19 protein-coding genes are annotated in these 19722 nt (G+C 67.5%); 11 read left to right on the top strand and 8 right to left on the bottom strand.

The genetic code is table 11. The features are described from left to right. Positions 1–11 precede the first annotated feature (11 nt). From C1925_RS18465 to C1925_RS18445, 5 genes are all read right to left on the bottom strand, one after another. Positions 12–2540, bottom strand: coding sequence for a sulfite reductase flavoprotein subunit alpha (locus tag C1925_RS18465; RefSeq protein ID WP_108770166.1), 2529 nt, complete (start codon positions 2538–2540; stop codon positions 12–14). Positions 2541–3215: 675 nt separating this feature from the next. Next, positions 3216–3776: a TlpA disulfide reductase family protein gene (locus C1925_RS18460; protein WP_108770165.1), complete on the bottom strand. Its 561-nt coding sequence runs from the start codon at positions 3774–3776 to the stop codon at positions 3216–3218. Then, complete coding sequence (locus C1925_RS18455; RefSeq protein ID WP_108770164.1) at positions 3773–6127, bottom strand: protein-disulfide reductase DsbD; 2355 nt, start codon at positions 6125–6127, stop codon at positions 3773–3775. Before C1925_RS18455 ends, C1925_RS18460 begins: the two co-directional genes overlap by 4 nt. Further along, on the bottom strand, positions 6124–6462 hold the full coding sequence (cutA, locus tag C1925_RS18450; protein ID WP_108770163.1) for a divalent-cation tolerance protein CutA: 339 nt from the start codon (positions 6460–6462) through the stop codon (positions 6124–6126). The genes C1925_RS18455 and cutA overlap by 4 nt, the downstream gene beginning before the upstream one ends. 67 nt (positions 6463–6529) lie before the next feature. Continuing rightward, the gene (locus C1925_RS18445; RefSeq protein ID WP_108770162.1) at positions 6530–8350 is read right to left on the bottom strand and encodes an endonuclease; all 1821 of its coding nucleotides are present in this window, start codon (positions 8348–8350) and stop codon (positions 6530–6532) included. Between the two features lie 321 nt (positions 8351–8671). Between C1925_RS18445 and C1925_RS18440 the strand changes: the two genes are divergently transcribed. Together C1925_RS18440 and groL are read left to right on the top strand one after the other, a co-directional pair. Further along, positions 8672–8959: a co-chaperone GroES gene (locus tag C1925_RS18440; RefSeq protein ID WP_108770161.1), complete on the top strand. Its 288-nt coding sequence runs from the start codon at positions 8672–8674 to the stop codon at positions 8957–8959. 81 nt (positions 8960–9040) lie between these two features. After that, positions 9041–10690 carry a chaperonin GroEL gene (gene groL, locus C1925_RS18435; RefSeq protein ID WP_006473018.1) on the top strand — a complete coding sequence of 550 codons (1650 nt, stop codon included), beginning with the start codon at positions 9041–9043 and terminating at the stop codon, positions 10688–10690. Between the two features lie 115 nt (positions 10691–10805). Here groL and C1925_RS18430 read toward each other — a convergent pair whose 3' ends face one another. Further along, positions 10806–11072, bottom strand: coding sequence for a hypothetical protein (locus tag C1925_RS18430; RefSeq protein WP_108770160.1), 267 nt, complete (start codon positions 11070–11072; stop codon positions 10806–10808). 127 nt (positions 11073–11199) lie between these two features. On the opposite strand from C1925_RS18430, the gene C1925_RS21410 reads away from it, so the two are divergent. Next, positions 11200–11574 (top strand): hypothetical protein, encoded by a 375-nt coding sequence (locus C1925_RS21410; RefSeq protein ID WP_254051343.1) that lies wholly within the window; start codon positions 11200–11202, stop codon positions 11572–11574. After that, positions 11478–11810 (top strand): DUF6445 family protein, encoded by a 333-nt coding sequence (locus C1925_RS21405; RefSeq protein WP_343125664.1) that lies wholly within the window; start codon positions 11478–11480, stop codon positions 11808–11810. The genes C1925_RS21410 and C1925_RS21405 overlap by 97 nt, the downstream gene beginning before the upstream one ends. A gap of 19 nt (positions 11811–11829) precedes the next feature. Here C1925_RS21405 and C1925_RS18420 read toward each other — a convergent pair whose 3' ends face one another. Next, positions 11830–12747 carry a pepsin/retropepsin-like aspartic protease family protein gene (locus C1925_RS18420; RefSeq protein ID WP_108770159.1) on the bottom strand — a complete coding sequence of 306 codons (918 nt, stop codon included), beginning with the start codon at positions 12745–12747 and terminating at the stop codon, positions 11830–11832. Between the two features lie 103 nt (positions 12748–12850). Here C1925_RS18420 and C1925_RS18415 point away from each other — a divergent pair, with 103 nt between their 5' ends. The 5 genes from C1925_RS18415 to C1925_RS18395 all read left to right on the top strand — a co-directional run bounded on the left by C1925_RS18415 (position 12851) and on the right by C1925_RS18395 (position 16665). Beyond that, positions 12851–13558, top strand: coding sequence for a response regulator transcription factor (locus tag C1925_RS18415; RefSeq protein ID WP_108770158.1), 708 nt, complete (start codon positions 12851–12853; stop codon positions 13556–13558). 47 nt (positions 13559–13605) lie between these two features. Continuing rightward, positions 13606–14904, top strand: coding sequence for a HAMP domain-containing sensor histidine kinase (locus C1925_RS18410; protein ID WP_108770157.1), 1299 nt, complete (start codon positions 13606–13608; stop codon positions 14902–14904). Between the two features lie 93 nt (positions 14905–14997). Beyond that, a complete protein-coding gene (locus C1925_RS18405) occupies positions 14998–15498 on the top strand; it encodes a MarR family transcriptional regulator (RefSeq protein ID WP_108770156.1) in 501 nt (166 codons plus the stop codon). After that, positions 15495–16232, top strand: coding sequence for a DNA alkylation repair protein (locus tag C1925_RS18400; protein ID WP_108770155.1), 738 nt, complete (start codon positions 15495–15497; stop codon positions 16230–16232). Before C1925_RS18405 ends, C1925_RS18400 begins: the two co-directional genes overlap by 4 nt. Positions 16233–16323: 91 nt before the next feature. Beyond that, positions 16324–16665: a DUF6616 family protein gene (locus tag C1925_RS18395; protein ID WP_108770154.1), complete on the top strand. Its 342-nt coding sequence runs from the start codon at positions 16324–16326 to the stop codon at positions 16663–16665. An 86-nt stretch (positions 16666–16751) separates the two neighbouring features. On the opposite strand, the gene C1925_RS18390 is transcribed toward C1925_RS18395, so the two are convergent. After that, positions 16752–17111 (bottom strand): hypothetical protein, encoded by a 360-nt coding sequence (locus C1925_RS18390; RefSeq protein ID WP_108770153.1) that lies wholly within the window; start codon positions 17109–17111, stop codon positions 16752–16754. An 860-nt stretch (positions 17112–17971) separates the two neighbouring features. On the opposite strand from C1925_RS18390, the gene C1925_RS18385 reads away from it, so the two are divergent. Continuing rightward, positions 17972–18232 carry a hypothetical protein gene (locus C1925_RS18385; protein ID WP_108770152.1) on the top strand — a complete coding sequence of 87 codons (261 nt, stop codon included), beginning with the start codon at positions 17972–17974 and terminating at the stop codon, positions 18230–18232. Positions 18233–18490: 258 nt separating this feature from the next. Beyond that, positions 18491–19564, top strand: coding sequence for a 3-deoxy-7-phosphoheptulonate synthase (locus tag C1925_RS18380; protein WP_108770151.1), 1074 nt, complete (start codon positions 18491–18493; stop codon positions 19562–19564). The last annotated feature ends 158 nt before the right edge of the window (positions 19565–19722 follow it).

Below are 19722 nucleotides of genomic sequence, written 5' to 3'. Positions count from 1 at the left end.
CCAGACGCGGATCAATACACGTCGCGGCGGTAGCGACCGTTCTCCAGCAGCGTCTCCACTTCGTCATCGCCCAGTGCGGCACGCAGGACCTGGTCAACACCCTCGGCCATGCCCTGCAGCGAACCGCACACGTGGATGACCGCGCCGCGCGCCAGCCACGCCTGCAGTTCCGCCGCAGCGGCCTGCAGGCGGTGCTGCACGTAGCCACCACCGTCGGCATCACGCGAGAACGCGAGGTCCACGCGGGCCAGATGGCCCTCGGCCTGCCACTGCGCGATCTCCTCGGCGAACAACTGGTCGTGCGCGCGCTGGCGTTCGCCGAACAGCAGCCAATGGCCATGCTGGTCGTGCTGCGTGGCTTCGCGCAGCAGGCTGCGCAGGCCGGCGATGCCGGTGCCGTTGCCGACCAGCACCATCGGCGCACCGTCCTGGCGATGGAAGCCCGGGTTGCGGTGAACGCGCGCGGCGATGCGGCTGCCCAGCGGCGCATGCAGCGACAGCCAGCCCGAGCCCAGGCCGGCGCGGCCCGCAGCGTCGTGCACCAGGCGCACCACCAGGTCCACTGCACCATCGGCGGCGCACGAGGCAATCGAATACTCGCGCCCCGGCAGCTCCGGCAGCCCGGCCAGCCACAGCGCGGCGTCCTGTACCGGCAGCGCGGCCCCTTCGTCGGGCAGCACGCGTTCGCCTGCCAGTTCCAGCAGCGTGCGGGTGGTGCCGTCGAGCAGCAGCGGCTGCAGCGGGTCCAGCCCGTACGCCTGCAGCACCGCTGCGGCGTGCTGCGCGCTGTTGCGCGGTGCGATGTGCAGAATGTCGCCGGCCTGCCAGGTCGTGCCGGCCGGCGGCGCCAGACGGATATTCCAGATCGCGCCACCCAGGCTGCCCGGGTTCAGTTCTTCGCGTGCGAGCAGCTGCCAGTCGTGCATCTGCGTGGCCGGCGGCAGCACGCTGTCATCGGTGACGATGCCGGTCAGCGCGCCCAGCTCGCGTTGCCACTGACGCAGTGCCACCAACGACGCGGCGTCCACGTCGATGCGCGGGAACAGGGGCTGCGCACCGTTGCCGGCCAGCCACGTGTCGACCGCGGCGCCGAACGCGCAGTAATGCGGGTACTGCCGATCGCCCAGCGCCAGTACGCCGTGGCGCAGGCCCGAAAGATCCACGCGCTGGGACAGCAGCTGGCGTGCGGCACGACGGGCGTTGTCCGGCGGCTCGCCATCGCCAAAGGTGCTGAGCACGAACAGGACCTGCGGGCTGTCCTGCAGCAACGCAGCCGTTACCCGCGCCAGTGGCAGCACCTGTACCGGGTGGCCGGCGGCCTGCAGCTGCGCTGCCGCACGCCAGGCCAGCTGTTCGGCCAAGCCGCTCTGGCTGGCATGGATCACCCGCCACGGCGTGCCTTCGCCGCCGCTTTCCTGCGCCGCAGGCAGGGTCTGCCGCAGCGCACGTGCCGCGCGCCGGCTGCGCCGGCGGTCCAGGTACAGCATCCAGCCGGTGATGAAGAACAGGCACATGGCCAGGCTACTGAGCATCACCACCACGCGGCCGGGCAGGCCGAAGTAGCTTCCCGAATGCAGCGCGAACACGCTGGTGGCCAGCTTGCCGCCGGTGCCCTGGCGCTCGTAGGGGCGTGCATCGAGCAGCGCGCCGCTGGCCGGGTCCAGCTGCAGCAGGTCATGCGCGCGGTCGTGGTGGCCGCCGCGCAGGGCCGGGTCGCCGGACATCACCCGCACGTTCAGCACCTGGCCCGGTTTTTCCGGCAGGCGCAGGTCGATGTAACCGCTGCGCACGCCGGGCTGCGCATACAGCGTGTCCTCGACATGCTGCAGGTCGAGCACGGCATCGGGCGCGACCTTGTGCTTGGCCGGCGGGGTCACGCCCAGCACCGAATTGGCTGCACTGCGGTACCAGTCGAACGACCACCACAGGCCGGTCAGCGCACTCATCAGGTAGATCAGCAGCACCCAGGTACCGATCACCGAGTGCAGGCTCCACAGGAAGCCGCGGCCGCTGCGCTTCCATTCCACTGCCAGCCAGCTGCGCCAGTGCCACCAGCGGCGCGGCCAGCGCAGGTACAGGCCGGACAGGGCGAAGAACAGCAGGGCGATGGCACAGCTGCCGACCACGACCTTGCCGCGTTCACCGGCCGCGAGGTGCCGGTGCAGGTCTTCGACGAAATCGAAGAACGCCTGGCCACGCAGGTGGCTGAAGCGTTCGCCGTTGTAGGGGTTGAAGTAGACCCAGTGATCCTTGCCGCCGGCGAAGCGCGCCACCGAGGGGCGCTGGCCGGTGGCGTCCACGCGCAGGCGTTGCAGCGGGCGCTCGCTGCCGGCCTGCAGCAGCGGCACCAGTTCGCTCAGCGCGAGCGGCTGCTGGCCGTCGTCGTGGTGTTCGGCGATGGCGGCGAAGCCAGGGTTGGCGGCACGCAGCAGCTCGTCCTCGAAGGACAGCGTGGCGCCGCTGAGGCCCATGATGGCCAGGATCGTGCCGGCCGTGATGCCCAGCAGCCAGTGCAGTTGGAACAGGACGTTCTTGAACATCGGGGAGAGAGGCCGTCGAGGCTGCCGCCCGCATCCTGCGCAACAGCAAATGAGAATTAATCCCGTAATTCTCCGGGGCCGGACTGGCTGCGGTCAAGGAGGGTTTTGTTGCAGGGCTTGCAGCCCTCCACCCGCAGACGCAACGGCCAGAGCCGGAGCGACAGCAGAAGCGGGTTTCCTGTGGGATGGCGGGGTGGGTCCGGTTGAGGGGGACGCTGCAAGTACGTCCATGTAAGCTCGGTCGCCGCATCCATGCCGCTCACACCCCCTCAACCGGACCCACCCCGCCTTCGACAGTTTTCTGCGATTTGTCGGAACGGCGTTCTGCTCTGGTGGGTGCCGACCGTTGGTCGGCACTGGGTCGGATCCCGTTGCTGCGCAACGGGCTCTGACCCCAATTCGGAAATTCGATTTCTGAGAGATTTCATCCACGCATGGCGTGGATCTACTGGCCGGGCTCTGACCCCAGATGAAATTCGATATCCGATAGATGTGCCGACCAACGGTCGGCACCCACCATCAGCAGCAGGTTCCAACAGCCGCGTGAACCTGTCGAAGGCGGGGCACTGTGGGTTTACGGCGTCCCCGCAAACCCACAGTGCCCCGCCATCCCACGGAATGCCGCTCTTGCTTCGGCTTCTGCAGGTGCAGGGCTGCAAGCCCTGCAAAACACCCTCACTCCACCCAGCCTGCAATCTCACCGTGCTCGAACGGTCCCAGCTTCGCCTTCACCATCCGCCCCTGCGCATCGAACAGCACGCTGTACGGCAGCAGCCCCTGCGCATTGCCCAGCTGCACGCTGGCATCGCGCGGGCCCGGGGTGTCGAGCACGATCGGGTAATCCACCGGCACCCGCTGCAGGAAATCCGCCACGCCCTCCGGCGTATCCAGTGCCAGGCCCAGCACCTGCACGCCACGCTCGCCCTGCGCTTCGGCAAAGCGGGCCAGCTCGGGCATCTCCTCGATGCAGGGCCCACACCAGCTGGCCCACACGTTCACCAGCAGCGGCCGGCCGCTGAATCGCTGGCGGATATCCAGCGGTTGCCCGTCCACACCAGGCAGCACCAGCGCCGGCAGGGCATCACCGGCGCGCAGGGCAGGAATCGGGGGTTCCACATCAGCAGGAGGCGTTGAAACCACCGGCGCAGGCGCCGGGGTCAACCGATGCCCGGCCCACAGGCCGAGGCCGGCGGCCAGCACCGCTGTCCACAGCAGTGCGGGCCGCTGCCAACTCATCGGGCGGTGCGCAGCAGCGCTTCTTCCACCAGGGCCTGGGTCAGCAGGGTCGGCAGCACGGTAGGCGGTGCGCCCGGGCCGTACACCACGTACAGCGGCACGCCCACGGCCTTGTGCTCATCCAGGAACGCGGTGATCTGCGGGTCGACGTTGGTGTAGTCGCCGCGCATGTACACCGCGTTGGTGCGCTTGAGCAGTTCCTTGAACTCCGGGCGCGACAGCACCGCGCGTTCGTTGGCCTTGCAGCTCACGCACCAGTCGGCGGTCATGTTCACGAACACCACGCGGTTGTCCGCGCGCAGCCGGTCCAGCATCTGCGGCGAATAGTCCACCACGTTGTCGCTGGCCGCCTGCGCGGCACGTGCCGGCGGTTGCAGCTGGGTCACGCCCCACACCGGGCCCAGCGCGGCCAAGGCCAGCAGCACGCCCAGCAGGCTGGCGCCGCGCTTGCTGCGCCAGCGGCTGGTTTCGAACAGCCACAGGCCGGCGGTCAGCAGCAGCAGGCCGCCCAGGGCCAGCGCCATGCCATCCACGCCACGCTGCTTGCCCAGCACCCACAGCAGCCACAGCGCGGCCGCATACATCGGGAAGGCCAGCACGTGCTTCAGCGTTTCCATCCACGGGCCCGGCTTGGGCAGGCGGCGGGCCAGCGCCGGCACGAAGCCGATCAGCAGGAACGGCAGGGCCAGGCCCAGGCCGAGGAACAGGAACACCAGCATCGCCGCGATCGGCGGGGCCACGAAGGCATAGGCCACGGCCGGGCCGAAGAACGGGCCGACGCAGGCGCTGCCGACCACGCAGGCCAGCACGCCGGTGAAGAAATCACCGGCCGGGCCGCTGCGGCGGGCCAGCGACTGGCCGAAGTTGCCGATGCCACCGCCCATGGTGAACACACCGGACAGACTCAGGCCGACGGCGAACATGATGTAGGCCAGTGCGGCCACCACGCCCGGGTGCTGCAGCTGGAAGCCGATGCCCACCGCATTGCCGAGCATGCGCAGGCCAACCATCAACGCACCGATCACCGCGAACGCCACCAGCACGCCCAGCGTGTACCACAGGGCATGGCTGCGGGCGCGCTCGGCGCTCTCGCCGCTCTGCGCCAGGCTCAGCACCTTCAGCGACAGGATCGGCAGCACGCAGGGCATCAGGTTCAGGACCAGGCCACCGCCCAGCGCCAGCAGCAGCACCCACAGCAGCGAGCTGTCGGTCTTCGGCACGCTGCCCGGCGGCTTGGTGCGCTTGGCGTTGTCCTGCTGCGCATCGGCAGCGAAGGCATCGCCTCCTGCGGCGCTGTCACCGGCGGCGCCCGCGGCATCGTTGGGCACGGTCGGCAGCAGGCGGCGCGGCGTGCCGCCGGCGTCTTCGCGCGGGGTGTCGCTGGCGGCGGCCGGTGCAGCAGCGGTGTCAGCGGCGGCAGTCAGCTTGCCGGCGGGAATGGACAGCTTCACCCGGCGGGTCATCGGCGGGTAGCAGATGCCATCGGTCTGGCAGCCCTGGAAGGTCACCACCAGGGTGCTGTCCACGGCCTCGGTGCGGGTGCGGCGCAGCGGCAGCGGCACTTCCACCTGGTTGAAGTACACCGAGACATCACCGAAGTGCTCGTCGCGGTGCGCCTGTGCGGCAGGCCAGCGCGGCTTGTCGGCCAGCACGCCGGTGCTGCCTTCCAGCTTCAGCGAGGTGCGGTCGCGGTACAGGTAGTAGCCCGGCGCCGGGGTAAAGCGCAGCAGCAGGGTATTGCCGTCGCTGGCGATGGCATCGAAGCCGAACGCCTGTTCCGACGGCAGCGGCAGCGCCTGGGTGTTGCTGGCGCCCGGCAGGCGCAGGCCGCCGTTGCTGCCGGCACCGGCCAGCGGGTTGTTGAAGGGGGTGACGCCGGTGACGCGCGCGGTGGGCACCGCGGCCTTGCCGCCCGCGCCGGGCAGGGTCACCTGCACCACGCGCTTCTGCGGCGGGTAGCACACGCCGGCATCGGCGCAGCCCTGGTAGCGCACTTCCAGGCTGATGGTGCTGGCCGCATCGGTCGGCGCGCCGGGCAGGGTGGCCTGCAGGCGCTCGCGGTAGGTTTCCACCTCGCCGAAGAAATCGTCGTGGTGCTTGTTGCCCGCCGGCATCTGCAGCGCACCGGCATTGAAGGCCGGGTCGGCCTTGACGCTGGTGCGGTGGCGATACAGGTAATAGCCGGGGGCGATCTTGAACTGCAGCTGGATCTGGCCACGTTCGGGCGCACTGGCGGTCAGCGCGAACGCCTGGTCGACCGGCAGCAGGTCCTTCTCATCCAGCGCGAAGGCCGGCAGGGCCAGCCACAGCAGGGCGCACAGCGCGGCGCCACGAGCAAACAACTTCATCAATCGGTGTCCTCCCGGGTCTGCGCCCGGATCCAGTCCAGATACGCCGGCAGGCCGGCCCGGGTTTCGACCGCGATGCACTCCGGGAGTTCATACGGATGCAGTTCGACGATGCGGGCGATCGCGTCATCGACGCGGCTCGCCGTGGTCTTCACCAGCAACTGCAGTTCGGTGTCGGTAATGACATCGCCCTGCCAGCGGTAGGTCGACTGTGCCCCCTCCAGCCGGGTGACGCACGCAGCCAGGCGCTCGCTGACCAGCGCGTGCGCGATGCGCTCGGCACTGGCCCGGTCCGGGCAGGTGGTCAACAGCAGCAGGACGGGATCGACGGTCGACATGACCGCCGAGTATAGGGCCGCCGCCGGGTCAGGACCCGGCGGCGGCGTGGACCGCTGCGTTGCGCGGTCAGTTGGCCAGCTGGCAGGTGGCCGGCTTGGCGGAGGTGAACAGGGCCGGGGTGGCCCATTCCGGGTGGTCGATGAACGGGTTGCGGTTGCCCTGGAAGGAGTAGATCACGTCATTTCGCGCACGCTCGGCATCGTCCGGCGGATCGGACAGGTGCCAGTCGATCAGGGTCGACAGCAGGCCCATGTAGGCCGGCGAGCTGCTGGTCTTGACGATCTTGCTGCGGTCGTCGGTCAGTTCCAGGTCCGGTTCGGACTGGCCGGTGGCCGCATCCTTGCCGCCCTCATAACGGATGGCCATGTACATCACCGCACGCGCCATGTCGCCCTTGCGCTTGCCCCACACCTCGAAGGTGCCGGTGTTGCCGTCGGGGGTACGCACCCAGTTCGAATTGCCCGGGTAGCCGCCGCTGCCGCCGCCCTGGCCGTTGTTGGCCTCGGTGGCGCGCTCGCCGCAATTGGCATCGCACTTGCCGAACGGCTTGTTGCCGCGGTCGGCATTCCACTGTGCATCGGTCAGGTACAGCATGTGGGTGTCGGTGTACGGGGCGTACGGCAGGCCCTTGTCGCCGGTGGTGCTGGCAAAGCCCAGCGAATTCGGCCAGGTGTGCTCGCGGTTGTAGGTCAGGCCGCTGCCCGTGCCCGCACGGCTGCTCACCTTGGTGTAGCTGTGGTTGCGGTAGGCGTCGAGGATCTTGCCGCTGTTGTTCGGATCTTCGTCGGCGATTTCCAGGATGGTCCAGGTGCTGGTGCCCGAGCCGCTGTACGGGTAAGCGGTGTGGCCCTTGATGGTCTCGTGCAGCGAGCAGCGCAGCTGGCTCGGGCTGGAGGTGTTCACCTTGGAGTAGTAGCCCGCCGGAGTGCCCGGGTTGCCGGGATTGCCGGGGTCCGGATTGCCCGGGTCCGGGTTGCCGGTGGTGCTGGCCACAGTGAAGGCGATGCGGCTGTCAGCGGCCGGGCGTGCGCCCTGGCTGTCGGTGATGCGCGAGGCGCGGATGTCGAAGCGGCAGGCCTCACCGGCCACCAGGGCGGTGTTGGTCGACAGCTTCACGGTCTTGCCGCTGGTCGGCCAGGTCAGCGGCACGCTGCCGGACTTGCCGCAGCTCAGGGCGAAGGCGCCGCTGGCCAGGCTGACCGTTTCGCTGAACACCACTTCCAGATCGGCCGCGGCCGGGAAGGTGCTGCTGCCCTGTGCCGGGGTGGTGGTGGTCACCGACGGCGGGGTGTTCGGGCCGCCCGGGGTGCCGCCACCGCCGTTGAAGGTCTGGTTGTTGTTGCAGCGGCCGAAGGTCTCACCGGCCGACTCGGCCCAGGTGAAGTGGGCGTACTGGCTGCCGCTGCCGGTCAGCTGCAGCGAGGTGCCCGGGGCGGTGCTGTTGGTTTCGGCAACCGGAATGTTCTGGCTGGTCATGCCGGCGGCGGGGCCACCGGAGGCGGTGATGGCGCCCTCGTAGCTGAGGAACTGGACCACCTTGCCGCTGGCGTCGACCAGGGCGATGCCGTCGTTGGGGCCGTTCTGCAGGCCGTTGGTCGGGTAGGTGACCACGGCGATCGTCGCGCTGCCGCAGCCGGCGGCGCTGCCAGCCGGGACCGGCTTGTTGTCGTAGACCACGGCGGCCGAGGCGTTGGCGCCGTTGTACAGGTACAGGCGGTAGCCGGACAGGTCCTCGCCGGCGGTGGCGACCACTTCGATGGCTTCGCCGACGTCACCGGCCGGGGTGCTGTCGTCGTAGTGCAGTTCGTTGATGAAGACCTCGGCCTGGGCCGGCGCGGCGACCAGCGCCAGCAGGCAGGCGGCGGCGAGCGGGGACAGCAATCGCATCGACTACTCCTTGTGATTGGGAATGCCGGGCGAGCCTAAGGCCGAACGCGTGACACTTTGTCGTAACTGAACGTCAGATATCTGACACTGCGACGTGGGTCACCAAAAATACGGGAGCCTGTCGGCCCGGCCGTCTGTCCCCCGCCGCAGCGCACCGTGGAAAAATTTTCCGTGGCGGGGCTTGAAAGGCCCGGGGGCAGCTCCATCTCTGTCCTGCTCCCGACCTGTCGGGCTTTTTCACGCGCAATGCTGGCAGTCACCTGGGGTGAGTGCTAACATCGCCGGACTTTTTTAGACCAATCAACAACTTAAGAGGTCCCTATGAACATCAAGCCGCTGCACGACCGCGTTGTGGTCAAGCCGATCGAAGCTGACGAAATCTCCGCCGGTGGCATCGTCATTCCGGATTCGGCCAAGGAAAAGTCGACCAAGGGTGAAGTCGTCGCCGTCGGCCCGGGCAAGGCCCTGGACAACGGCACCGTGCGCGCTCCGTCGCTGAAGGTTGGCGACAAGGTCATCTACGGCCAGTACGCCGGCAGCTCGTACAAGAGCGAAGGCGTCGAGTACAAGGTCCTGCGCGAAGACGACGTGCTCGCCATCATCGGCTGAGCCTCGGCGCGACCTGCTTTCCTGTAACACATTCCTTTTCGTCGCCGGGCCCGGCCCGGCGCAAACATCGAGGTAATCGCAATGGCTGCCAAGGATATTCGTTTCGGTGAAGACGCCCGTTCGCGCATGGTGCGCGGCGTCAACGTTCTCGCCAATGCCGTCAAGGCCACCCTGGGCCCGAAGGGCCGCAACGTGGTGCTGGAAAAGAGCTTCGGCGCTCCGACCATCACCAAGGACGGCGTCTCCGTCGCCAAGGAAATCGAACTGGCTGACAAGTTCGAGAACATGGGCGCGCAGATGGTGAAGGAAGTTGCTTCCCGCACCAACGACGACGCTGGCGACGGCACCACCACCGCCACCGTGCTGGCCCAGGCCCTGATCCGCGAAGGCGCCAAGGCTGTGGCCGCCGGCATGAATCCGATGGACCTGAAGCGTGGTATCGACAAGGCCGTCGTGGCCGCCGTTGCCGAGCTGAAGAACATCTCCAAGCCGACCGCCGACGACAAGGCGATCGCCCAGGTCGGTACCATCTCGGCCAACTCGGACGAGTCGATCGGCCAGATCATCGCTGACGCGATGAAGGAAGTCGGCAAGGAAGGCGTGATCACCGTTGAAGAAGGCTCTGGCCTGGACAACGAGCTGGACGTGGTCAAGGGCATGCAGTTCGACCGCGGCTACCTGTCCCCGTACTTCATCAACAACCAGCAGTCGCAGACCGCTGACCTGGATGACCCGTTCATCCTGTTGCACGACAAGAAGATCTCCAATGTCCGTGACCTGCTGCCGGTGCTGGAAGGCGTCGCCAAGGCCGGCAAGCCGCTGCTGATCGTTGCCGAAGAAGTCGAAGGCGAAGCGCTGGCTACCCTGGTGGTCAACACCATCCGTGGCATCGTCAAGGTCGTGGCCGTCAAGGCTCCGGGCTTCGGCGACCGTCGCAAGGCGATGCTGGAAGACATGGCCGTGCTGACCGGCGGCACCGTGATCTCCGAAGAAGTTGGCCTGTCGCTGGAAAAGGCCACCATCAAGGACCTCGGCCGCGCCAAGAAGGTGCAGGTTTCCAAGGAAAACACCACCATCATCGATGGCGTGGGTGACAAGGCTGCCGTTGACGCACGCGTCGGCCAGATCAAGACCCAGATCCAGGACACCTCCTCCGATTACGATCGCGAGAAGCTGCAGGAACGCGTGGCCAAGCTGGCCGGCGGCGTTGCCGTGATCAAGGTCGGCGCTTCGACCGAAATCGAAATGAAGGAAAAGAAGGATCGCGTCGACGACGCCCTGCACGCTACCCGTGCAGCCGTTGAAGAAGGCGTGGTCCCGGGCGGCGGTGTTGCCCTGGTCCGTGCGGTCACCTCGCTGGCTGGCCTGAAGGGCGCCAACGAAGACCAGAACCACGGCATCCAGATCGCCCTGCGTGCGATGGAAGCCCCGCTGCGCGAAATCGTGGCCAACGCCGGTGAAGAGCCGTCGGTCATCATCAACAAGGTCAAGGAAGGCACCGGCAGCTTCGGCTACAACGCCGCTACCGGCGAGTTCGGCGACATGCTGCAGTTCGGCATCCTGGACCCGACCAAGGTGACCCGTTCGGCGCTGCAGAACGCTGCCTCGATCGCTGGCCTGATGATCACCACCGAAGCCATGGTTGCCGAAGCTCCGAAGAAGGACGAGCCGGCCATGGGTGGCGCCGGTGGCATGGGCGGCATGGGCGGCATGGGCGGCATGGACTTCTAAGTCCACGCGTTCCCGACGTAATGAAAAACCCCGCCGGAAGGCGGGGTTTTTTTGTTGGTCTGGATCGCGATGCCCTCGGGTAGATCCACGCCATGCGTGGATGAACCGCGCGGCATCAACCGCGCAACGCGCGCCGATCCAGCCAGACCTTGGCGATGAAGAAGGTGGGCACACCGCCATACAGCACGCCCTTCACCCAGGGCAGCCCCAACTGGTAGGCAATCAACCCACCTGCGGCCATGCCGACCAGGCCGATGGCCACCGCCCTGCGCTGGCGCTGCAGCTGCTGCATCTCCTCCTGCTGGCGCGCGGCGATCTCGTCACGCCAGTCGTCCGGCTGCATCACGGCGCTGGCAATGGCGTCTGCTTGCGAAGGGGTCATGCGAGGGTCCAGTAAGACGGGTGACTGGCTCTTATACTGCGCCGGCCGCCAAGGCGGCGTAAACCCCGGCCCGGCGCATGCTGCAGGCTGCCTTGCCGCCGCAATGTGCCGGCACTAGCCTGCCGCCATGCCTACCTCGTTCCTCGTCGTTGACGACTTTCTTTCCGCCGCCGATGCCCATGGCCTGCGCCGCGCCGGCCTGGGCCTGGACTACCCCGAGGAGGACGGCGCATTCCCTGGCCGCAATTCGCTGCAGCGCCTGGAAATGCAGGGTCTTGCCGGCGCAGCGTCCAGCCTGTTGAACGAGCCTCTGCGGCCGGTACAGCCGCTGCAGTCGCAAGGCAAGTTCCGCCTCACCCTGGCCAATGACGTGGGCCGTGCCCGCGTGCATACCGATCATTCGCACTGGTCGGGCATCCTCTACCTCAGCGCCCCGGAGCACTGCCAGGGGGGACCGAATTCTTCCGCCACCGCCGCACCAACACCGACCGCCTGGCGCTGAACCCGGCCGAGCTGGCGGCACTGGGTTATGCCGATGGTACGGCAATGCACCGCGACATCATCGAGCGCGACAGCAACGACGACAGTGCGTGGGAACGGACCATGACCATTCCCATGCGCTTCAACCGCCTGGTGCTGCTGCGTCCGTGGTTCTGGCACACCGCCGGCCCGGCGTCCGGTGACCGCCCGGAGAACGGGCGGCTGGTCTACCTGATGTTCTTCGAAAGCGTCGCCTGATCGGACAGCACCCCCGCGCCTATCGCTGCAGGCAGATGCGCTCGGCGCCCGCGCTGATATCCACCTGGCCACCCTGCATCACATCCGCCCCCAGGATCAAAGCCGGGCGCTGCTCCAGCCCGATTGCCCGGAACACCGGCAGCTCGCTGATGCGGACCTCCACCGCCGGGTGCTGCCAACCGACGCTGGCCAGTACGGGCAGGGTGTACAGCCACGTCGGTGTCGGCTTGCCACCCAGCCCCTCGCTGCCCTTGCTGCGCGCGCGCACGCGCGTATCGCTGCCATCGGTGCGCAGGCCCAACGCACGCGCCGCTGCATCGTTGAGAATGGTCTGCGCCGCACCGGTATCGACCACACCGATGGCCTCCACGCCTTCGCTACCCAAGCGCAGGTTGACGAAGCCGAAGCCCTTCAGCACGCCGGCGCGATCGGGCAGGGCGTTGCCCTGGCAATAGGGTGCCGTGGTCGGCAGCGTCTGCGCAGGCCACAGCATCAGGCGCCCATGGGCGAAATCCCAGCGGGTATCGAAACGCGCCGTGATGTCCTGGCCGATGATGCCGTGCAACGGTTCGCTCCCTGCCGACGACAGGCTGGCCAGGTCGGCCTGCAGTGCGGTCACCTGCAGCTGCAGGCTGCCCAGCGCCATCGCCACGCTGCGCGTGCTGCGCAACGCCAACCCGCCGGCGCTGGCACCCTGCGCGTCGTGGTGGCGTGCGTTCGGGTCCTGCAGCTGGAAGCGCCGCACCACGTCCGTATCCAGCAGCGTCGCGCTGGCCGCACTGTCCACCACCAGCTGCAAGGGCTTATCCCCTCCCTCCAGCGTGCCCAACACAGTGGGATGACTGGCCTGCATCGTCATCGGCAGGCTGTGCAGGGCAGCGGGTTCGGCGGCCGCAGGCAGCGACGCGAGCAGCAGGGGCAGCAGGGACAGGCGCATCGGTGTACTCCTCGGGAAAGAAAGGCCATTTCACCGCAGCTGCGTATCGCCGGTTTGTGCCGGTTGATACCGGGCCGATACACAGCGCCGTCATACTGGCGGCATGAATGCTACTGCCACCCTCATCGTTGTGGATGACGATGCCAGCATCCGCGATGCCATCGCCGACCACCTGTTGCTGCACGGCTACCGCGTGCGCGTGGCCGCCGATGCTGCTGGCCTGGACGTGCTGCTGCAGGCGGAACGTCCCGACGCCATCATCCTGGACTGGATGATGCCCGGTGAAGACGGCCTGTCGGTGTGCCGCCGCCTGCAGTCGCGCGCCATCCCCATCCTGATGCTGTCGGCCATGGGCAGCGCACCGGACCGTGTGATCGGTCTGGAAATGGGCGCGGATGACTATCTGGCCAAACCCTTCGACCCGCGCGAGCTGCTGGCCCGCGTGCGCGCGCTGCTGCGCCGGCAGGACAAGCTGCGCGCACAGACACCGATGGAGTTGCGCTTCGACGGCTGGCGCCTGTTGCCGGAACAGCGTCGCCTGTATGCACCCGAGGGCACCGAGGTAGCGCTCAGTCGGGGTGAGTTCGCATTGCTGCAGGCCCTGGCCGAACGCGCGGGCCGCGTGCTGGACCGCGAGCAGTTGATGCAGCTCACTCGTGGCGATGACAGCGAGAGCGTGGACCGCGCCGTGGATCTGGCCATCAGCCGCCTGCGCCGCAGGCTGGCCCAGGCCGCTCCCGGCGGCGATGGCCTGGTACAGACCCTGCGCGGCGAGGGCTATCGCTTTGGCCCAGCGGTGCAGCGCCTGTGAGCGCGCGTTGCAGCACACTGCGCTGGAGCACCGCGCGTTGGATTGCGATGCTGGCGGTCAGCAGCCTGGTGCTGGCCACGGCCGTCAGCATGGCGGTGGTGGGCTGGCTGCCGCGCCCGGCGGCACCGCAGATGCGACTCGACCAGGCCATGCAGGTACTGCGCGGCGAGCGCCCGGCTGACAGCATGGGGCTGCGCCTGGACGTGCGCGCGCAGCCGCCGGAAGGCACAAGCCATGCGCGCTTGCAGCAGCTGGTGGCCGATGCCCTGCATCATCCCGCCCAGCAGGTGCGGTTGGTCTGGGCAGGCAACAGCAAGCCACCGGATATCCACGTCATCGCCTCGGGTGAGGAGCAGGCCAGTGCCAGCGATACGGCCGCTTTGAAAGCTGCGCAGCGGGTGCTCGCCAGCCTGCCGTGGCCACCGTTCGAACTGGCCGTGCAGCAGCCTGATGGGCGCTGGCGGGTGGTCAGCAGTGCCTACAGCGATCTGGCTGCCTGGCGAAGGCAGGTGCTGCTGGCCTTGCTGGGCGGCATGGTGCTGCTGGCGCCGCTGGCTGCATGGGCGGCGGTGCGTCTGGGCCGACCGCTGCGCCGCCTGGCCGATGCCAGCGCCCATCTCGATCTGCATGCCCAGACGCCGCTGCCCGACGACGGCCCACGCGAAGTGCAGATGCTTGCTGTAGCCCTGGATGCGGGCCGTACCCGCCTGCGCGAACAGGCGCGGCAGATGACGAGAATGTTGGCCGCAGTGGCGCACGATCTGCGCACGCCGCTCACCGGCCTGCGCCTGCGCGCCGACTTCGCGCCGCCCGCACAGGCCGCACGCATGGTGGCCGACATCGAGCGCATGAACGCGATGATCGAGCAGGTACTCGATTACGCACGCGGCGAACTGCAGCCGCCGCAGCTGCGGCCGATGGACCTGGCGCCGATGCTGGAAGACTGCGTGCAGGCGGCGCGACTTCGTGGCACCGAGGTGGACGCTGAACTGCCTGTCGCTCTGCATTGGCAGGCCGATGCTCTGCTGCTGCGCCGCGCGCTGGAGAACCTGATCGACAATGCCAGGCGCTACGCGGGTGCAGTGGAGCTGCGTGCGGCGCAAAGAAACGGACTGCTGCAGCTGGACATTCTGGATCGCGGCCCTGGCATTCCCGCAGAAGACCGCGAGCGCCTGTTGCAGCCTTTCCAGCGCAGTGAAAGCTCGCGCAGCCGCGCCACCGGCGGCACCGGCCTCGGCCTCGCCGTGGCCGCCAATGCCGCACGCAGCCATGGTGGCCAGCTGCAGCTTCTGGAGCGCGAAGGCGGCGGCCTGATCGCCCGCCTGCAGCTGCCCCGGGCCCGATAGATCCACGCCACGCGTGGATGGGGCATACAGCACAAGCTTGCAGTTCCATTCTATGAGGATATGATTAGCCGCCTAACCATATCGGTGGCTGCAATGCTGGAAGCAAAACACACCGCCCTCGTCGACGAGGCCACCCGCCGCGGCCATGCCAACCTGGCGCAGCTGCGCCTGTGCTTCCAGCTGCTTTCCCTGTCCGCCGCCATCGACCGCGACTGTGCCACCCGGCTTGCACCGCACGGCCTCAGCGAAGGCCGTTTCATCGTGCTGTTCCTGCTGCAGGGCGCCGGCGGCACGCTGCCGCCGCACGAGCTGGCCGAACGCGCAGGTGTGACCCGCGCCACCATCAGTGGCCTGCTGGACGGCCTGCAGCGCGAGGGCCTGCTGCAGCGCAGGCACGATGCCGAAGACGGCCGCCGCCTGCAGATCGTGCTGACCGCACGCGGCAAGCGCCTGGCCGAGGAACTGTTCAACCAGCATACGCAGTGGATCGGTGGGCTGTTCAATGGCCTGGATGCGGGCGAGCAAGCCCAGCTCTCGAAGCTGCTGACCAAGGTCTGGCAGCACACCGACAGCGGCCGGGACGCGACGCCGTGAGCCAGCCCATCAGCGCGGCGCGGCAGCACGAACTCGGCACCGGCCTGGCCGCCAGCACGCATCTGGCCGAGTGCCTTGCCGTGGACTTCGCAACGTTGCTGCAGACGGCTGCGGCGCTGCCAGATGCCGCCGTGCAGCGCATGCGCGATGCCGCCAGCAAGGGCATCACCCAGCGCATGGCCCTGGCGGCAACGCTGCTGCGCGAAGCGGGGCAGGGCGATGTCACTCACTGGCAGTCGCATCCCTCCGACACCGTGCGCGGTTGGGCCTGTTACCTCATCGGCAGTGATGCCACGTTGGGGCTCAGCGAAAAGCTGCAGGCGATACAGCCACTGGCTGACGACCAACACTTCGGCGTGCGTGAGTGGGCCTGGCTGGCGGTACGCGCCGACCTCGTAGCCGCACCGCTGCAGGCGCTGACGCTGCTGCTGCCGTGGGTGGATGAAGCCTCACCGTACCTGCGCCGTTTCGCCTGCGAAGCCCTGCGCCCACGGGGTGTGTGGGCCACGCACATCACCGTGTTCAAGCAACAGCCGCAACACGCACTGCCGCTGCTGGATGCCCTGGCCAACGATCGCGAGCGATACGTGCAGGATTCGGTGGGCAACTGGCTCAACGATGCCAGCAAGACCCAACCGGCGTGGGTGCGTGCTGTCTGCGCACGCTGGCAACGCGAACACAGCAGCGCAGCCAACGCCTATATCTGCAAACGCGCTCAACGCTCGCTCCGGTAGTGCCGGCCGCTGGCCGGCAACCCCACCACACGGGTAGCGCCGGGCCATGCCCGGCGGACGCATGAACCCCAACACCCCAAGGAAGGCCCCAATGCTCCACATCCTCATCGAGCACTACACCGCCACTCCCGCCTGGGCCGCACTCCCGCCCGAGCAACGCAACGCCTTCTTCGCGCGCATCGGCGCCGGCATGCAGCAGTTCGACCCGGCCCGCATCACGCCGTTGGCGATGGGCCGCGTCGCGCGCGATGTGCCGCATTCCAGCACCGAACAGTTCTACGCGGTCTGGCAGTGCGCCAGCCGCACCGATGCCGATGCACTGCTGGCCGCCATCAGCGCGACGGGCTGGCATGACTACTTCACCACCACCAACACCGTGGGCGCCGTGGACGCCATGCCGCAGCACCTGCACGATCTGGCAAACCACGAGTAGATCCACGCCATGCGTGGATGAACCCCCACGCCACCCGGTAGCGCCGGGCCATGCCCGGCGGCTCCCAGTATTCGGCCAATGTCTGGCTACCGCGGTCGCACCCGCTCCGCGGCATGCGTACCCAGTTCCAGACAGGCCATCATCAGACCTTCCATCACGCGCGGGCCGACATCATGTTCCGGCCCGCCGTTCTGGCGGCTGCGCTCGGCGGCCAGCATCACCTCATGCACGATGCGCAGGCCGGCCAGGGCGCAGTCACCATCGGCCAGCTGGATGCGTCGGCCGATCGGCAGGTTCGGTTCGGGCCAGGGATGGCCATCGCTGCCGCAGCCCGCGCCGATGCGCTGCAGGTTGGCGATGAAAGCGTGGGGGTCAGAGGCGGCGTCATCGGCGTTGGCCGGGTCGTTAAGGCCGCTACCAGGGAAGGGGACGTGCTTTGCGTTCATGGCATGTGCTCCGTACAGCGAAGACGGCAGCGCCACCGGAATAGGTGGCGGACGGTACGTGGCTGGAAACCGGAAGGTTTGGGCAAACCGGCGGGTCCAAGGACCCCCACGCACCGCCCGCCATGGAAAGCGAACGGTTTGTCAGCCGGCGCCGCACAGAGCGGCGCCGGCTGACAAGCGACTACCCAAACCTCACGGGTTTCCAGGCCCGGCCACCCTTTTTCGGTGGCAATCCATCTAGTGCACATGCCTGCGCGTAACACCAAGGGCATCCGCGACAGCCATGAAAGCGCGGCGCAGTATTGCATACGCCAGAGGCCATGAAATCAGCCGTTTCACCCACATTTTTCTGGCGTTGTACTTCGCGGGAAAGAAGTCCCAGGTGCATCACGCCGCACGCTGTCGATCGGCTCAATCGCGACAGCTTAATCGTAGATCGGGTAGCGGGCGGTCCCTGGCTGGAAACCCGGCGGGGTAAAGAAGCCGGAAGAAGCTCGTGCCAGCGACATCAAGGTGGCACGGGCCCAGGGAGCAACAGGATCGACTGCACAGGAAGGACGGCCACACTGACGGATTTCCGTATTCAAACGAACAATTCAATTGTCAGCATTTTCCCTTCATGTACTCCTCGCGAGTTTCGCAGCGGCGCCGAATAATTTTCTGCTGTCTGCGCAGTCGTCCTCGACCATAGCGATCGACCCGTGTGCGCGCAACGTCTGCCGGGACTGAACTCGTAGGCAGGCGCGTTCTGCAGCTCAGGCCGTCCAGCAGCAGCGGCAATCACGCCACGGCACATGCGCCTGTCACCAATACGCGGTAAACATGACGGCTGCCCATGTCCACCCGCAGGGAAGTCGATCATGCAGAGCAAGCTCCAGGTCACGCTGTACGGAACCCTTGGCGACAGCCCGGCACTGCAGTTGCCCGGGCTGGAAGGGCCGTCGGTCGCCATCCTGGAATCGACGCTGCGGCAGCTCGTCTCCGATCTCTACACCGCCCGCTCCCTGCTCAACCCCGAGCAGCTGGACGAGGCACAGAAGGAACTGGACCGCGTGGTGGAGCGCTGGGTGGACATCCATGAAGGCCTGCTGCTGGATGTGGAAGTACACGGCAAGCGCTGAGGCGAGCCCCGCCTGAACCGCATCCCCAGTTGCGGATGAAACATTTTGCACTGCGCAAAAGCTGTGCTATCAATACACCCCATGAACGCAGCCCACGCCAACTTTTATTGGTATTACTTTCCGAAGCCCACGGCGGAGGAAGGACTGCGCTCACCCTGAAGAAACCTTCAGACGCATTCCCGAAAGCCGCCAGCGAACCTGGCGGCTTTTTTCATGTCGCCACGCTGCGGACTCCCACATTCCGTAGAGACCAGCCCCATGCCCCCGCACACCGACGACCTTCGTATCCGCACCATCGAACCGCTGACACCGCCTGCCCAGCTGCTGGCGATGCTGCCCTGTGACGATGAAGCCTCCGACACCGTCAGCGCCTCGCGCGCGGCCCTGCACGAGATCCTGCATGGCCGTGACGACCGCCTGGCCGTGGTGGTGGGCCCGTGCTCGATCCACGATCCGCACGCCGCCATCGAATACGCCCAGCGCCTGAAGCCCCTGCGCGATGCGCTGGCCGGCGAACTGGAAATCGTCATGCGCGTGTACTTCGAAAAGCCGCGCACCACGGTGGGCTGGAAGGGGCTGATCAACGACCCGGACCTGGATGGCAGCTTCAAGATCGACAAGGGCCTGCGCATTGCCCGCGGCCTGCTGCGCGACATCAACAAGCTGGGCCTGCCGGCCGGCGTCGAGTTCCTCGATGTGATCTCGCCGCAGTACATTGCCGATCTGGTCGCCTGGGGCGCCATTGGCGCGCGCACCACCGAAAGCCAGGTGCACCGCGAACTGGCCTCGGGCCTTTCCTGCCCGGTCGGCTTCAAGAACGGCACCGACGGCAACGTCAAGATCGCGGCCGATGCAGTGGGCGCAGCGTCCAATCCGCACCACTTCCTGTCGGTCACCAAGCAGGGCGGCACCGCCATCGTGTCGACCACCGGCAACCCGGATTGCCATGTGATCCTGCGTGGCGGCAAGCAGCCGAACTACGATGCGGCCAGCGTCGGCGAGGCCTGCCAGGCACTGGCCAAGGCCAAGCTGCCGACGCGCCTGATGATCGATGCCAGCCACGCCAACAGCCTCAAGAACCCCGAAAACCAGCCGAAAGTGATCGAGGACATCGCCACCCAGCTGGAAGACGGCGAACAGCGCATCGTCGGCGTGATGGTGGAAAGCCATCTGGTCGGCGGCCGCCAGGAACTGGTGGAAGGCCAGCCGCTGGTCTACGGCCAGAGCATCACCGATGGCTGCATTGATTGGGACACCACCGTGGACGTGCTGGAGCGCCTGGCCGCTGCCGTGCGCGCCCGTCGTGAAGTAAAGGTGTCTGAAGCCGCTTGATCGCGGCACGTGTGTGGATGGCGGCCAGCGCCTGCGGGGGTGCGGCCGCGATCAGGGTCGGTCGGAGTTGGAGGCCGACCCGTCCGCACCGGCGATGCGCCTGGCGCTGCGTAAGTGCGACAGCGCCAGGTACATCGCCGGGGTGGTGACACCGGTTC

The sequence above is a fragment of the Stenotrophomonas sp. SAU14A_NAIMI4_5 genome (assembly GCF_003086795.1).
In the GTDB taxonomy this organism is placed as follows: Bacteria; Pseudomonadota; Gammaproteobacteria; order Xanthomonadales; family Xanthomonadaceae; genus Stenotrophomonas.
This window is presented reverse-complemented; position numbering and strand designations above follow the sequence as displayed.